Genomic DNA, 15,474 nt, shown 5'->3' with positions numbered 1-15,474 from the left:
CGAGTTTTTCAAGGCAGGCCACCGCGCAAAGTGCATATAGGGTAAAGCAGGTGAGGCTCCCCGATCATTCGGGGAGCCTCACCTCCTTGTGTGTGGGTCCAAGTGCGTACGGGCGGGGGTCTACCCTACCTCGCTCGCACAACGCTAAGACGCACAAGCCTATATGGGCGGCTGACCAGCTCAAATGAACTAGAAGCGAGCTAGAACAGCCGAACCGTTTATCCCAGTGTAGCGGGTTTAGCCGGTTTAGCGCTGCGGTTTTGTATCATCCGCCGTAGCCGACTGGTGACGCTGACGGTACAGCACCACAGCCGAAGAACGCTGACGAGGCGCCGGGCGGGTACCGCGGGCAATATGCACCACGTCGCCGCTGGTACCGGCAGCGAACACGCGCTCCGCCAAGCCCAGCTTCACCTTCGCATCCTCGACCTGACGCTGCAGCGCCGCAATCTGCTCCTGCTGCTCCTCCACGAGGGACTCCAGCTCAATAATGCGGCGAATACCCTCCAGGGAGACGCCCTCCTGCGAGAGCTGCTGAATCTGCTGCAGACGGTTCACGTCACGCTGCGAATAGCGGCGCGCCTTACCGGGCGCACGCGAAGGCTGGACCAGGCCGATGCGGTCGTACTGGCGCAGGGTCTGCGGGTGCATGCCCGCCAGCTCAGCTGCCACAGAAATCACGAAAACCGGCAGGTCCACGCTGTGCAACGGCTTGCCGCTACGGGACTTAGATGATGATTCTCGAGATGCCATGGTTTACTTCGCCTTCTTCAACAGATCCTTACGCGGGTTCTCCTGCGGTGCCAGTTTTACGAACTTATCGAATGCTTCCTGCGCCTCTGCGCTCAGCTCGGTGGGCAGTACAATCTCGGGGATGACCAGCAGGTCGCCGTCGCCGCCCTTAGCCTTGAAGCCGCGGCCCTTAGCGCGCAGTCGGCGGCCGACCTGGCCGGGTGCCAGGCGCAGCTTCACGGTGGATGCGTCGGGCAGGGGCACCTCAATCACTGCGCCGTCGACGGCCTCAGCGAGGGTGACGGGCGCGCGCATAATCAGGTTGTTACCCTCGCGCGAGTACACGGAGTCATCGGAGACGCGCACGGTGACCTTCAGGTCGCCGCCGCGCAGGCCCTTGCCGCGCAGGCGGACCTTCTGGCCGTCCTTAATGCCTGCGGGGATGCGTGCCTCGGTGTGGGAGCCGTCCGGCAGGAACACGGTCACGGTCGCGCCGGTGTATGCCTGGGCGAGGCTGATGCGGGTGCTGGTGGTGCTTTCTTCGGGGGCTGCGTGCTGTGCGCCGCCGAAACCGCCGCCGCCCATGCCGCCGAAGTCGGCGCTGGTGAAGCCTGCGGAGCGTCGGGAGCCGCCGGCGCTGCCGCCGAAGAGGCCGCCGAGCAGGTCGTCAATGTTGATGCCTGCGCCGCCGTTGCTGAAGCCGCCGAATGCGTCCGCGCCGGGGTAGCCGGTGTAGCTACCACCGCCGAAGCCGCCGCCTCCGAATCCGCCCATGCCTGCGGCACCGTAGCGGCGAATCTGGTCGTACTCTTCGCGCTGCTTCTTATCGGAGAGCACGTCGTATGCTTCCGAGATTTCCTTGAACTTCTTCTCTGCTGCGGCGTCGCCGGGGTTCAGGTCCGGGTGGTACTTGCGGGAGAGCTTGCGGTACGCCTTCTTGATGTCGCTTTCGCTTGCGTCTTCGCTAACCCCCAGTGCCTTGTAAAAGTCGTCGGTTAGCCAGTTTTCACTTGCCATGTTGTGTTTCTCCTTCTGCGGTGATGCGCCGCCCTCCTCGGTTACGGGACGGCTTGCAGGGGCACCGCGTGCTTGTGTTAATACTCTATATAAAAGTTTAGTCTACTTGACTCAATTTTGAAAGGGCTGAGCCCAAAAAAATAGCGCCCCTACAAGCCTCTTGACCGCCGCCACAACTCACCAAAACCCGCACCAACACCGGGCATGACAGCGCGGACAGAACAGCCCGGGCAAATAACAGGGCGGGCACTCCCCCACCAGGGAGAGCACCCGCCCGTCGTTAGTTATTCAGCCAATGCTTAGCCGATCACCTTACGGTGCGACAGCCACAGCCACCTGAGCGGTACGAACCACGCGGTCGTTCACGCGGTAGCCGTAACGCAGAACCATGGAGACATGATCCTCAGCCACCTCGTCGGTGGGCTGCTGCAGTACAGCTTCGTGGATGTTCGGGTCGAAGGCGTCGCCTACTTCACCGAAGCGCTCCACGCCCTGCTTGCTGAGCAGCTCTTCGAGCTTCGCAGCGATGGAGGCGAAGGGGCCGTCCTGCAGGTCGCCGTGCTTGCGTGCGGCGTCGATATCGTCGAGTACCGGCAGCAGTGCGGTCACCAGTTCACTGGTTACGAAGCCTCGCAACTGCTCCTTTTCGCGAGCGGTGCGGTTCTTGAAGTTAGTGAACTCGGCCTGCAGGCGAAGCAGGGAGTCCAGGCGCTCTGCGGCGAGTGCCGCATCCGCAGATTCTGCTTCTACGGCGTCCTGGAGCTCAGCCTCGACGGCTTCCGCAGCTTCCTCGGGGCTTTCGACCGATTCAGCTTCGGGGTGGCCTTCCGCTGCGGGGGCGTTGAATGCCTCCTCCAGCGGGTCGGGGGTGGTGTTTTCCTGCTCAGCCATAATTACTTCTTCTCGTCTTCGTCGATAACCTCGGCGTCGACAACGTCCTCGTCAGCGGCGGGCTTGGACTCGGATGCCTCAGCCTGAGCTGCTGCGTAGAGTGCCTCACCCAGCTTGGACTGGGAAGCCTGCAGCTTCTCGAATGCGGACTTCACTGCTGCGTCGTCGTCGCCCTCGAGTGCCTTCTTCAGCTCGTCGACATCGCCCTGAACCTCGGTCTTGACGTCCTCGGGCAGCTTGTCGCCGTTCTCCTTCAGGAGCTTCTCGACGGAGTATGCGACGGACTCAGCTGCGTTGCGGGTGTCAGCAGCCTCGCGGCGTGCCTTGTCCTGCTCAGCGTGTGCTTCTGCGTCCTTGACCATGCGGTCGATGTCGTCCTTGGAGAGGGAGGTACCGCCGGTGATGGTCATGGACTGCTCAGCGCCGGTGCCCTTGTCCTTTGCGGAGACGTGGACGATGCCGTTTGCGTCGATGTCGAAGGTGACCTCAATCTGGGGCACGCCACGGGGTGCGGGGGCGATGCCGGTCAGCTCGAAGGTACCCAGGTTCTTGTTGTCGCGAGTGAACTCACGCTCACCCTGGAAGACCTGAATGGTCACGGAGGGCTGGTTGTCCTCTGCGGTGGTGAAGGTCTCGGAACGCTTGGTCGGGATTGCGGTGTTGCGCTCGATCAGCTTGGTCATCACGCCGCCCTTGGTCTCGATACCGAGGGAGAGGGGGGTGACGTCGATCAGCAGAACGTCCTTACGGTCGCCCTTCAGCACGCCTGCCTGCAGTGCTGCACCCATTGCCACGACCTCGTCGGGGTTCACGCCCTTGTTGGGCTCGCGGCCGGTGAGCTCCTTGACGAGCTCAGCAACAGCGGGCATACGGGTGGAGCCACCAACCAGGATGACCTCAGAAATCTCGGAGATGGACACGCCAGCTTCCTTGATTACGTCGAGCACGGGCTTCTTGGTGCGCTCGAGCAGGTCGCGGGTCAGTTCCTCGAACTTTGCGCGGGTCAGCTTCTCATCCAGGTGGATGGGGCCCTCGGGGGTCACGGACAGGTACTGCAGGGAGATGTTGGTGCTAGAAGCGCTGGACAGCTCCTTCTTAGCCTGCTCAGCTGCTTCCTGCAGACGCTGCAGAGCAATCTTGTCCTTGGACAGGTCAGCACCGGTGTTTGCCTTCACCTGTGCGAGCAGCCACTCGACTACGCGCTGGTCCCAGTCGTCACCACCGAGGCGGTTGTCACCGCTGGTTGCGCGAACCTGAATGGTGGAGAAGCCGTCGTCGTCCTTGCCGACTTCCAGCAGGGAGACGTCGAAGGTACCGCCACCGAGGTCGAAGACCAGGATGAGCTCGTCTTCCTTACCCTTGTCCAGACCGTATGCGAGTGCTGCGGCGGTGGGCTCGTTGACGATACGCAGGACGTTCAGGCCTGCAATCTCGCCGGCTTCCTTGGTTGCCTGACGCTCAGCGTCGTTGAAGTATGCGGGAACGGTGATGACAGCGTCGGTGACGGTGTCGTTCAGGAATGCCTCTGCGTCGCCCTTCAGCTTCATGAGGATACGAGCGGAGATTTCCTGCGGGGTGTACTTCTTGCCGTCGATCTCGGTGGTCCAGTCGGTACCCATGTGGCGCTTGACGGAGGAGATGGTGCGGTCGACGTTGGTCACTGCCTGACGCTTTGCGACGCTACCGACCAGAACCTCGCCGTCCTTGGAGAATGCGACGACGGAGGGGGTGGTGCGGGTGCCCTCTGCGTTAGCGATGACGACCGGGTCGCCACCTTCCAGTGCTGCTACGACCGAGTTGGTGGTACCGAGGTCAATACCTACTGCACGTGCCATATGTTTATTCACTCCTTAGGTGTTAGTGCCCCGCTTCTTCTAATGCGAGGCGGGATAGTTTGAAAGTTTTGGAGGCGGTCGGTGCTGCGCGTGCCGCCCGTTTGGGGTGGTCTGCGCGGCTCCTTGAGCCTCATGTACTCAAGTATGCACTCTCCCGGAGGGGCTGTCAAGAGACTTGAGCGAACTTTACTCAACTTTTTTATGCGAAGGAGCGTGAGGGGTGGGTTTTTTGGGGCTCTGGAGGGGTATTTTGCGGGGGATTTTGAGGCGGCGGCGAGGCGCGGATGGGCGGTTTTGCCGCGGAATTCTGCGGTTTTTGGGCGGCGCGAGGGTGCGGCGCGGCGATTCAGCGCACGGCGGACACCGCCGGGCGGTCGGGGCGAAAAAATTTTTAAAAATTTTTATAAAAGGGGTGAAAACCCGAAAAATTGGGGTGCGGGAGGGGTCGGGAGATGGCTCGGGCGCACCTTATATAGGGTGTACGGGGCGATTTTGGGCGCGATTTTTAGGTCTAGAAGCTAGGCCTCTAGCAACGCTGCTAGGGGTACGCTTCGCGCAGGCACCTCAGCTACGGACGCCTGCCTGAGATCCAAGAGATTCGCTCCTCTTATATATGGAGAACTGATCTGCAAGCTCCATTGCTCACTCTATGGAGGCATCTCCGCTTGTCCGACCCGTAATTCTCCAACCTTCACCTGTGGCTTGAGAGCACCTGCCTGCCGTATGCTGGTTACGACCATATCCTCTCAAAGTAGACAGGAGAACTTATGCCTGAGCAAGACACGCCACCCCTTACCAACAATTCCAATCTGCAACAGCACAGCAATCCGAATACCGAAAACAAGCAATGTTTATTTAAAATCATTATCTATATTTTTATATTTTTACTGCTTATATATGGAATTATCCACATTCCTACATTTGCAGAATTTCTAAAAAATCAGCCATTTCCACTCAACTTTCCTACCCTAAAAAGAGCAACACTTATTCTTCTTACCATTATTTTTATATTCTATACCTGCTTTACATTTTCTCAAATAAAACCAAAATCAATAAATTTCATATACTTTATTATAAATAATCCAGAATACTCATTCCTCCCCGCAGGTTTCACTTTTGCCGCAATATCTTTACTTCCACCCTCAGATGCCAAATTCATAAATGATATACTGGCATACCTCTCTGCTTTCGCGGGACTTTCTACATTCTTCCAAAAACCTAAATATATAACATATAATGACCCTCACGCCCGATACTATACAGCTTTGGATAATCTAAAAAGTGACAATGTGCATGTTCGCCAAGGAGCCGTGTATACGCTCATTGAACTCGCTGATAGTTGGATTAGCGATGATACCCTCAGCAAGAAGCGGCAACACAAATTTGGCCAGGAAATCATCAATCACCTCTGCTACTATATCCGCACACCTTATGATTACAGTTCTAAAGACAAGTCGGAATTATCCGAAGAAAAAAATATTCGCCAAGCAATTTTGCATGAAATTAAAGCTAGACTAAGTAGTGGAACCACAGATATCAAGGAAGGCCCCTGGTCGAATTTTTCATATGATTTTTCAAATGCACACATCTTCTACACATTCGACCTCTCCAATAGTTTCCTTAGTGCTGACAGCAAGTTTTTGGGTACCCATTTCTTGCATGACGCACACTTTAATAGCACCACATTTAAAAATGATGCAGATTTTAGTAGTACAGTTTTTTATAGCCCTACAGAATTCATAAATACTACATTTATGGATATTGCCTACTTTTGGAAAGCCGAATTTAAAGAGTCAGCAAACTTTGAAGGAGCGCAGTTTAAAAGCACTCAAGGAATCCAAACTAATGGTATGCAACCCGGCGATTCAAGATACTTAAAATATAAAAGTTCTGCAGATTTTAGGCAAGCAATTTTTGAAAAAATTGCAAGATTCGGCAGGACAGAATTCAATGGATCCGCGGATTTTCGTGAAGCATGTTTTAAGACTAGAATTCCTTTTTTTCACACTCTAGGAAACTTGAAAATTTACGCTAAGTTTTCACAGAATGCCGATCCGAGCGATTACATATTCAAGGAATTGAATAATGAAAGCTGCCCAATTAATACTGAGATAAAAATCCATAAAATAAGGCTTCGACTCCCTCGAAAATCAAATAAATATATTTATAGGGAAACACGTTTTAATATCCCTACCGGTTGTAGCCTGTTTGGTCCCGAGCCTTTGTCGGCTCCAAAACATGAAGAACCTGCCGAATAGTATTCACCCTTGAAGGCCCCACTGGCTCACGTCGGCGGGGCCTTTGAGAATTCTCATAATGACTATTTCCGACTAACGAACATATATAAAACTCACTATAGAGAAGCTCCGTCTGCACATCTCGTGCAGGCGGGGCTTCTTCTTTGCCCAGCGCGAGCGCGCAAGGGTGGTGTTCTCCCCTATGCTGGTTATAAGCCAGCACCGGAGCAGGAAGGGCACACCACCATGAACCTCAACAAACTCTTAACCGCGCTACGGCAACACAAAAACACCCCGGCACACAACCAGCAGGCCGGGCGGCACGAACGCTACACACACGCACTCGAACAATTCCTCGACGGACAACCCGCCGTACGCCTCGGCGGGGCGTACACGCTCGTAAACCTTGCAGACGAATGGCTCACCGATACCTCCCTGCCCGAGCAGGTGTGCCGCGAAGAAGCCCAAGCTATTATCGACGCGCTGACCGAGTGCATCCGCACGCCCTACCCCCTCGCACAGAAACGGCAGATCCTAGAAGCAGACGAGGCCCCCGAAGGGTACGCAGGCGACTTTACGCACGATCAGGAAGCACTACGCGAAGAGCAGCTAGTACGCCGCACAGTCTTCATGGAGCTCAGCCGCCGCCTCGCCTCAATCACCGAGAGCGCCGAGAAAGACAACAGGGAAAGCCAGCACTCGGTGCCGCCAATATCGCCCATGTGGGCTGACCTGCGCTTCGACTTTGGTGGCGCACCCATCTTCTACCCGCTGGGGCAGCTGCACTTTCAGAACGCCGATTTTGCCTCCGCGACCTTCTACGGCCCGGCGGATTTCTCCGGTGCTACCTTCCGCGGTGACACCAGCTTCTCCGCAGCACAGTTCACGGCTGACGCATCCTTCCACAGCACCAGCTTCACCGACTGGGTGGGTTTCAGCGCCGCACACTTCGCAGGCGCGGCAGAGTTCAGCGGGGCACATTTTGCGGACGCGGCAAGCTTCGCAACCGTAACCTTCACCGGCGAGGCCGACTTCTCAGACGCGGTCTTCTCGGCTGCGGCTGACTTCGCGGTATCCGCCTTCAAATCCGATGCCAACTTCTCACGCTTGAACACCGCAGGCATAGCTAGCTTCGCGGCGGTCACCTTCGGCGGAAAGGCAGTATTCACCGCCTCCACGTTCCACGATGAAGCATACTTCGCCGCGTCGGTCTTCAACCGTCCGGCGGTGTTCTCCAAGTCGCTGTTCGGCGGGGTCGCGCGCTTTGCCGGTATAGTGACCAAGCAGTCCGCGATGTTCAGCAAGGTGCGCTTTACGGGCGCGGCGGACTTTAGCGGGGCGTCCTTCACGCAGTACGAGGATTTTGGTGGGGCGCGGTTCGACGGCGACGCCACGTTCAGCCGGGCGTCTTTTATTGCGCTTCCGAGGACGCGCTATGAGATGGACTTCCCGCAGCACGCGAACTTCGGTAACGCGACCTTCGCGCAGGATGCCGACTTTAGTAAGGCGACGTTCACGGCGCATGTCGGCTTCTACAAGGCGACGTTCGCGCGGGCGGTGAGCTTCAACGGGGCGAGCTTTGAGGGCGCCTACTTCGCGGATGCGACGTTCGGTCATGGCGCGGATTTCAGGCAGACTAGCTTCATGTATGTTAAGCCGTCCTTTGAGGCTTTGGAGAGGCGGCTGCAGAGGGCACGGTTCTCGGCACAGGCGGATCCGCAGGATTACCTGTTCGAGGCGCGCCCGGAGAGCCCGCACGGTTTCAGCTGTGGCGCAGCGGAGCTTCTTAATAGAACGTTCATTCTCCCTGTCGGTGCCGTGCTTTACGACCCGGATTCCTGGGACAAAGAGCAGCAGGAGTACACCCGCATCAGTGAGCCTGCGCAGTAACAGCTACACCCTCCTCTACCCAGAGTTCACGTTACCAAGGGAAGTAATCTCCTTTCAGGCATAGGAGGAATATACGAAAACCAGAGATGAGGTTGACCTGCACCCAGGAGGCACTTATGTTTTTTGATATACAATATCAATAGTGGGTGGATTTCTTCACCTCCAAGGAAACAATATTAATTTTCACCTGAACAAAAAAATATTTAATTTTATATTCATCATATTGCCAGACAACACTTCATAGGAGACTCACATGATTGACCCTACTGTTGTAGCAGCTGCTGCTAAAGCAGCTGCTGCTAGAATAGCATCAAAAATTCCGGAATGGTTAAAAAAATCTTCACCGACAAAGAAATTGCTCGAAGTAATAGAGCCACAGAAAAAGAAACAGAAAGACATCATACAACCACAGAAAAAGAAACAGAAAGACACCATACAACCACAGAAGAATTACTGAGTAAAGAACAGGGAAGAAAGCACATGGCTACCCTTGACAAGAAACGCAAGGATGCCATTTTAGAACTTGGAAATGAAAATATTCAAATTCGCATACAAGGCGTAGAATCACTTATAGAAGTTGCAATGTCTTATGCAGACAGTACTGAATTAAATCTTAATATCGAGGAAAGAGGTGAAAAAATAAACGATATTCTCCAGTACCTCTGTCAATACATCCAAACTCCACCCACCCCAGACATAAACAAAATTGATGATTCTCCGGTACGAAAAAAAATCTTTGAGAAGATTAGTAACCGACTTAGATTAGCCATTGACAACGAGTCCAATAGTGTACCACCCGAAAACCCATGGAGCTTCATTCAATGCGACTTTAGCAACTCAACCATTAATTATTCCCTCGACGACATTAGTTTAATTAATGCAAAATTCCTCAATGTAGATTTTAAAGATGGAGCATCGTTTAATGGATCATCTTTTTACGGAACTTCTATTTTCAATAAGGCAAAGTTCTACTGTAATGCGCAATTCAGTGGGTCCAATTTTTATGGCCCTGTTACTTTCATAGATTCTGAATTTAAGACAACCAAACCAGATAATATTTCTTGTTACGCAGCATTCTCTGCCCAATTCCACAGTGACGCATGCTTTAAAAACTCCACATTTGAATGCAGGGCTATATTCCGGAAATCACACTTCCATGAAACTGCAGATTTTACTATCGCAAAATTCAATGATTCCTCAGATTTCAATTGGGTAACTTTTGAAAAATTTGCAAATTTTTCAGGGACAGAATTTAAAAACGACAATACGGATTTTTCTAACGCTAAATTCAATTCCCTAGATACTCGAGCCCATTTTCAAGGTACAAAATTTGGAAACGACGAAGGATCCGCTGCTGTATTTAGAGAAACAGATTTCAAAATTGCGCCGTACTTCGATGGTGCGAGCATTACTGGATCTGGAATTTTTACTGCAAACATCCACGAAATTCCTGAAAAAATTAAAAACAAAAAAGTAGATTGTGCGTTTAAATTTATGTATTTAGATTATCGAGGCGAACATAAATTTGATTTTTATGAACTAGGGTCTTACAAGTATGTACCAGGAAAAGCTACAATTGTCCTTAAAGATGGGCAGTCTATAACCCATGAAATACCAGCTGGGTCTCGTCTCTTTGACCCAACTTCCTGGAATGAAAGAACGTACATGTATACCTGCGTGAGTGATTTTGCAAAACCTCTTGAAAATTCAGATACTGAGGAAGAAAATCCCACTGAATAAGACTCATACTTTAGGCCCCGCCGACCCCTCATCGGCGGGGCCTTTATTGTTACCAGAAGTAGCTCACAGCAGACAGCTTATGCACTATGCTGAGAGGTGACCATTCCTCTTAGAGAAGACAGGAGAACCATCAGTGACGACTGATCCTAGCCCGTCTCCTACGCGCCTCATGATTCCGAGCCTAGGACCCACTACCTGGGACGTTGTCGCCCAGTGGGTAGCGATAGGCATACTTATAGCCTGCACAGTTGCAGTTATACTTTTTGTTTTTAATTACCTTCCTAAAGTTAAAAAGATTAAGCCGTTTTATGCGTCGATTGCAGCTGTCGCCATCCTCGGCGGTGTTTTTGCCTTTCTCCTCCCTGTTGCCTTCAATTCCGGGTTCGGCAAGGACGATGACGGCCGGGTTCTCAGGCAGCTCATCCTCTACACCACCGGTGGTGTTCTAGGTGTCATCACCCTTGGTGAAACACACCGAAAGAATAACCAGGAGAAAGAGAAAAACGAGAACGACCATACCCGTCAGGTACACGCAGAACGCCGTAGCCGCTACACCAAAGCCATAGAGCAGCTAGCCAATGAAAAAGCAGTTATACGTTCAGGTGGGGTTTACACTCTCATTGGCCTAGTAGATGAGTGGCTTACTGACAATACCCTCATGCCAGAAGAACAGCAAAAAGAGGGACAGGTTATTGTCAATAACCTTTGTGCCTATATTCGTTCCTCCTTTCCCCTTGCAAAGAAACAAGACATTCTTGATTTAGATCATGAACCAGCTGGATACATAGGAGATTTTGCAACAGAACGAGCTACCCTTTATGAAGAGCAAGAGCTCCGCCTCTCCATCCTTGCAGAAATTAAAAAACGCCTTAATGGCGGACTTCAAGCTGACCAGCAAAGGATACTAAGGGTTCAAAGTGGGCCATGGTCAAATTTTGACTACAATTTTTCAAATACAAATTTCTTCTACCCAGTGGATTTCTCACTTTGCAATTTTAACTCGTCATTATTGTTCACAGATTCCCATTTCAATAAATACGGTAGATTCAGCGACTCTGTATATAATGGAGCAACCCGCTTCTCCGGCTCAGTTTTCCAGGAAGGAGCCGAATTTTATGGATCAATATTTAAATATCCGTTCTATGCCCATAATGCACAATTTATGAATGACACTGATTTCAGTGCAACGCATTTTATGCAAGGAGGAAGTTTTCTTGATGCAACTTTCATGCGTAGCGCATTCTTCTTTAAAGCAATTTTTGATAAATATCCAACAGCTTTTTTCAATACGGCTTTCTACAACAACTGCCACCTCTCTGATATAAAAATTAACGAAGAATTAGAATTTACTATATTCATATTCCAAACTAATAAAACGGCTAGATTTTCAATATCTGCAGATGCGAGCAAATATGCGTTTAAACCTGCTGCCGATAGTTTATTAAAAATTGAAACCGAGCAGATTACCGTAGCTGACGGCAGGGTCTTCACTATCCCTGTGGGTTGTGAGCTGTTCGACCCTGAACCTTTACCCGCGCCCAAACCAGAAGAAAAACCAGCTGAATAAGGCTCATATTTTAGGCCCCGCCGGCCCTTCGTCGGCGGGGCCTTTTCGCGCCCGGTTCTGGTAGCGGCAGTCCCAGGCGGCGAGCGCATCCGCCCGTCACCGTGCCGTCCAAAGAACCACCCCAAGCACCCACCGCGCTCAACCACCCGCCACCCCACCGATACACTAGAACCATGTACCGAATCATGACTGTCTGCACCGGCAACATCTGCCGCTCCCCCGTCGGCGAATACCTCATCCGCCAGCACGCCCAAGAAGCCGGCGTGCCCGTCACCGTCACCTCCAGCGGCATCAGCAACGAAGAAGAAGGCAACCGCATCGATCCGCGCGCCGCCGCGCAGCTCACCGCCCGCGGTATCGACCCGTCCGCGCACCGCGCCAGCGTCTTCACCGTCGAGGATTTCGACCGCAACGACCTCATCCTCGCCATGGATGCACCCCACTACCTGCGCCTCAAAGCCCTCGCCCGCAACGACGACGACAAAGCCAAAATCCGCATGATGCGCAGCTTCGACCCGAAGGTCACCACCACCCACCTGGACCAGCTCGGTATCTACGACCCCTGGTACGGTAGCGAACGCGACTTCGTGTACACCACCGGCCTCATTGACGCCGCCGCACGCGGCCTCATCAACCACCTCAAGCAGGAAGGTGACGCGCAGTGAGTCAGCGTATCCCCCTGAACCAGAACCGCCACGTCACCGGCACCGCCGAAATCCTGGAACTCTGCAAAGACATGCTGCGCCTGGAGCACGGCATCGGCAACGACTTTGACATGGACACCGCCGAATTCACCGAATTCCGTGCCCAGTTCCTCGCGGACTTCGCGCAGATCCCGCTGATCATCGGCATTGACGGCCGCAGCGGCACCGGCAAAACCAGCCTCGCCGCGCAGCTTGAGCAGGAGCTCACCGCCGCCGGACACAGCGTGCACGTGCTGCACCTGGACGACTTCTACCCCGGCTGGGACGGCCTCTTCGACGGCGTGGAGGCGTGGGACGCACTATCCGTGCAGCTGACCGAAGGTATTGCCGGAACCTACACCCCGTGGGATTGGGAGGCGGGCGCCCCCGGTGAGGTGCGCACCGTCGACCCGGCGGCTACGCAGGTCATCATCTGTGAGGGTGTCGGCGCGATTGCGGGCGCCTGCGAGGTGCGTATTCTCGCCACCGCCCCGGACGAGGTGCGCCACGAACGCGCTATGGCTCGTGACGGTGACACGTTCCGCCCGCACTGGGAGCGCTGGGCGGCGCAGGAGGAGGCGCTGCTCGCCGAAATCCCGGAGGACTACGCGACCGTGGACTTCATCTACGACAGCGCGGCGCAGTAGCAGCCGCCTACAATACAGTAGGGCCCAATGCTTTGTGTATCTGGAAGCATTGGGCCCTACGCTATTTAGAGGCAGTTTTATTCAGGCGCTGTTTTACTCGGGCATGGGAGCCGGGCTGGCGGATTCCATGCGGTCTTTATCCCAGTAGGTTGAGGTATTGCTCGGCGCGTGCGTGGAGGTCGTGCCGTCTTTTTCGCCACCCGGGTTGTTGCTAGAAAGCACGGCGAGGGTTACGAGCAAGACGCAAGCTATCAGCAACAGGATGCATAGCAAATATTTGTAATAGTGATTGCGCATCTGAGGTGCCCTCCGGTTGTATTGCGTAGTATGACCAACGTAAGTTATGCCGTTGGGTCTAGCAATGCTTCTCAAGAATATTTCTCAAATATTTCTACAGCGCCGGGGCTGAGCGGCAGGCTAAGCCAAGCCGCTAAGGGGCGGTGTTATCCGTAAGCGACATCAGGGTGTCCGAAGCGAAGCGAGGACGGGTGCCCCTGTAGGAGCGAGGATAACACCGTCCCTTCTGCGTACCTTCCCCAAGCCCTCCCCTGCAGAAGAGAAGGCGAGCGCCGCTTTCCAGACCAACCAAGCGGAGCCCTCCCAACCCAGCTCAAAAAAATATCAAACATTTAACTTACGAAGCCGCCCCCAATTCTGCTACCGTGAACAAGTTGTGCTTCTAGCCTGCGCAAGCTCATCCCTGGGGCGGTACCGCCGCATCCGCGTTTTGTAGAGCCGCAGGCGCCGTTGCACGCGCATCACACAGAAAGAAAAACTAAGACATATGTCTTCGAAGTCGGTTAAGACCTCCTTCGGGCTATCGCCCCTTTTCATTGTTGTTCTGGCATTGCTGACCGCTATCGCACCGCTCGCCACGGACATGTACCTGGCGGCGCTACCCGCAGTCGCTGAGAATCTGAACACCACCAGCACGAACGCGTCCCTGACGTTGAGCGGGTTCATGGTGGGTATGGCGCTCGGCCAGCTGGTCGTGGGTCCGCTGTCGGATAAGACGGGCCGCCGCAAGCCGCTGCTGATTGGTGCGGTCATCTGCTTTATTGCGACGGTGGCGTGTGGTTTCGCGCCGAATATTGAGCTGCTGATTTTTGCGCGTTTCATGATGGGTTTCACCGGTTCGATTGGTGCGGTGCTGGCGCGTTCTATCGTGGCTGATACGACTGAGGGTCTGGGGACGGCTAAGCTCATGGGCGTCATGATGATGATTAACGGCTTCGCGCCGGTGCTTGCGCCGCTGTTTGGTGGCTGGGTACTGTCGTGGGGTAGCTGGCGCGATATTTTCCATGTGCTCGGCGTGATTACCGCAATCATGATGCTCGGCGTGATCTTCGTGATTAAGGAGACCCTGCCGGTGGAGGAACGCTACCAGGGCACCGCCCTGAGCGTGTACTCGGAGCTGCCGAAGGTCTTCAAGATTCGCCGCTACCTGGGTTTCATGCTGACGATGTGCTTCGCGTTTGGTGCGCTGTTCTCGTATATTTCCGGTTCGACGTTTGTGTTGCAGAAGATTCTGGGTCTATCCGAAACCCAGTTCACGATCGTGTTCGGTGTGAACTCGATTGGCATTGTGCTGTTCAGTGCGATTGCAACGAAGCTGGTGGGTCGTGTGGCGCAGCGCCGCATTGTGAATGTCGGCGTGGTGAGCCTGCTGGTGGTGTCTTCGCTGCTGGTGGTTAGCTTCCTTGTCGGTATTTCGCTGGTGCCGACCCTGATTCTGCTATTCCTGCTGACCAGCTCGTGCGGCCTGATCTTTGGTAATGCTTCGGCGTTGGCGTTGAACGAGGCGCGCCACATGGCGGGTAGTGCTTCGGCGGTGATGGGTACGGTTCAGGCGATGCTGGGCGCGTTGGCGGCGCCGCTGGTGTCGTTTGCTGGTGAGCATGAGTACCTGCCGATGGGCTTCTCCATTCTGGGTTTCGCGGTCCTGACGGCGCTGGTGCTGTGGACTACGCCGCGTAAGGATTCGGACTACTCGGCTGACGGTGAGAGCCATGAGGCTCCGGTGGCGGGCCACTAGCCTGTTGTTTTTTGTGTAACTAAAGCCCCGGATGGGCGACCCGCTAAGGGTTGCGCGTCCGTGGGCTTTGCTGTGCCCATATATGAAGCGTAGGGGCTGCCGCGTTTTCCGCCAAGCGCCCTCAGGGTGTCACACGGACGCTCTCCGCAGCGAAGCAAGGAGGGGGCAGAGCGTCCGGGTGACGGGTGCCCCTGCGTAGG

At 54.3% G+C, this 15,474-nt stretch carries 13 protein-coding genes; 8 read left to right on the top strand and 5 right to left on the bottom strand.

What is annotated here, in order from left to right; genetic code table 11:
- Positions 1-246 precede the first annotated feature (246 nt).
- The 4 genes from HMPREF2710_RS08060 to dnaK all read right to left on the bottom strand — a co-directional run bounded on the left by HMPREF2710_RS08060 (position 247) and on the right by dnaK (position 4,475).
- Positions 247-753: a heat shock protein transcriptional repressor HspR gene (locus HMPREF2710_RS08060; protein WP_049341461.1), complete on the bottom strand. Its 507-nt coding sequence runs from the start codon at positions 751-753 to the stop codon at positions 247-249.
- A 3-nt stretch (positions 754-756) separates the two neighbouring features.
- Positions 757-1,749, bottom strand: coding sequence for a DnaJ domain-containing protein (locus HMPREF2710_RS08055; protein ID WP_070600564.1), 993 nt, complete (start codon positions 1,747-1,749; stop codon positions 757-759).
- A 312-nt stretch (positions 1,750-2,061) separates the two neighbouring features.
- Positions 2,062-2,640: a nucleotide exchange factor GrpE gene (locus HMPREF2710_RS08050; protein ID WP_070600562.1), complete on the bottom strand. Its 579-nt coding sequence runs from the start codon at positions 2,638-2,640 to the stop codon at positions 2,062-2,064.
- A 2-nt stretch (positions 2,641-2,642) separates the two neighbouring features.
- Positions 2,643-4,475 carry a molecular chaperone DnaK gene (dnaK, locus tag HMPREF2710_RS08045; protein ID WP_070600561.1) on the bottom strand — a complete coding sequence of 611 codons (1,833 nt, stop codon included), beginning with the start codon at positions 4,473-4,475 and terminating at the stop codon, positions 2,643-2,645.
- Between the two features lie 767 nt (positions 4,476-5,242).
- Here dnaK and HMPREF2710_RS09310 point away from each other — a divergent pair.
- From HMPREF2710_RS09310 to HMPREF2710_RS08020, 7 genes are all read left to right on the top strand, one after another.
- On the top strand, positions 5,243-6,733 hold the full coding sequence (locus HMPREF2710_RS09310; RefSeq protein ID WP_083303519.1) for a pentapeptide repeat-containing protein: 1,491 nt from the start codon (positions 5,243-5,245) through the stop codon (positions 6,731-6,733).
- Between the two features lie 225 nt (positions 6,734-6,958).
- Positions 6,959-8,602 carry a pentapeptide repeat-containing protein gene (locus HMPREF2710_RS08040; RefSeq protein WP_070600560.1) on the top strand — a complete coding sequence of 548 codons (1,644 nt, stop codon included), beginning with the start codon at positions 6,959-6,961 and terminating at the stop codon, positions 8,600-8,602.
- 253 nt (positions 8,603-8,855) lie between these two features.
- Positions 8,856-9,059: a hypothetical protein gene (locus HMPREF2710_RS08035; RefSeq protein ID WP_070600558.1), complete on the top strand. Its 204-nt coding sequence runs from the start codon at positions 8,856-8,858 to the stop codon at positions 9,057-9,059.
- A 23-nt stretch (positions 9,060-9,082) separates the two neighbouring features.
- Positions 9,083-10,342, top strand: a complete 1,260-nt coding sequence (locus tag HMPREF2710_RS09425; RefSeq protein WP_141746634.1) for a pentapeptide repeat-containing protein — start codon at positions 9,083-9,085, stop codon at positions 10,340-10,342.
- Between the two features lie 133 nt (positions 10,343-10,475).
- Positions 10,476-11,909, top strand: coding sequence for a pentapeptide repeat-containing protein (locus tag HMPREF2710_RS08030; protein WP_083303518.1), 1,434 nt, complete (start codon positions 10,476-10,478; stop codon positions 11,907-11,909).
- 185 nt (positions 11,910-12,094) lie between these two features.
- Positions 12,095-12,574 carry a low molecular weight protein-tyrosine-phosphatase gene (locus HMPREF2710_RS08025; RefSeq protein WP_246824555.1) on the top strand — a complete coding sequence of 160 codons (480 nt, stop codon included), beginning with the start codon at positions 12,095-12,097 and terminating at the stop codon, positions 12,572-12,574.
- Positions 12,571-13,239, top strand: a complete 669-nt coding sequence (locus tag HMPREF2710_RS08020) for a nucleoside/nucleotide kinase family protein (RefSeq protein ID WP_070600554.1) — start codon at positions 12,571-12,573, stop codon at positions 13,237-13,239. Before HMPREF2710_RS08025 ends, HMPREF2710_RS08020 begins: the two co-directional genes overlap by 4 nt.
- A gap of 93 nt (positions 13,240-13,332) precedes the next feature.
- Here the strand turns inward: HMPREF2710_RS08020 and HMPREF2710_RS09470 are convergent, their stop codons facing one another.
- A complete protein-coding gene (locus HMPREF2710_RS09470; protein WP_168163106.1) occupies positions 13,333-13,479 on the bottom strand; it encodes a hypothetical protein in 147 nt (48 codons plus the stop codon).
- A 544-nt stretch (positions 13,480-14,023) separates the two neighbouring features.
- On the opposite strand from HMPREF2710_RS09470, the gene HMPREF2710_RS08015 reads away from it, so the two are divergent.
- Positions 14,024-15,274, top strand: a complete 1,251-nt coding sequence (locus HMPREF2710_RS08015) for a multidrug effflux MFS transporter (RefSeq protein ID WP_070600552.1) — start codon at positions 14,024-14,026, stop codon at positions 15,272-15,274.
- Positions 15,275-15,474 lie beyond the last annotated feature (200 nt).

The organism is Rothia sp. HMSC069D01, from assembly GCF_001810135.1.
In the GTDB taxonomy this organism is placed as follows: Bacteria; Actinomycetota; Actinomycetes; order Actinomycetales; family Micrococcaceae; genus Rothia.
This window is presented reverse-complemented; position numbering and strand designations above follow the sequence as displayed.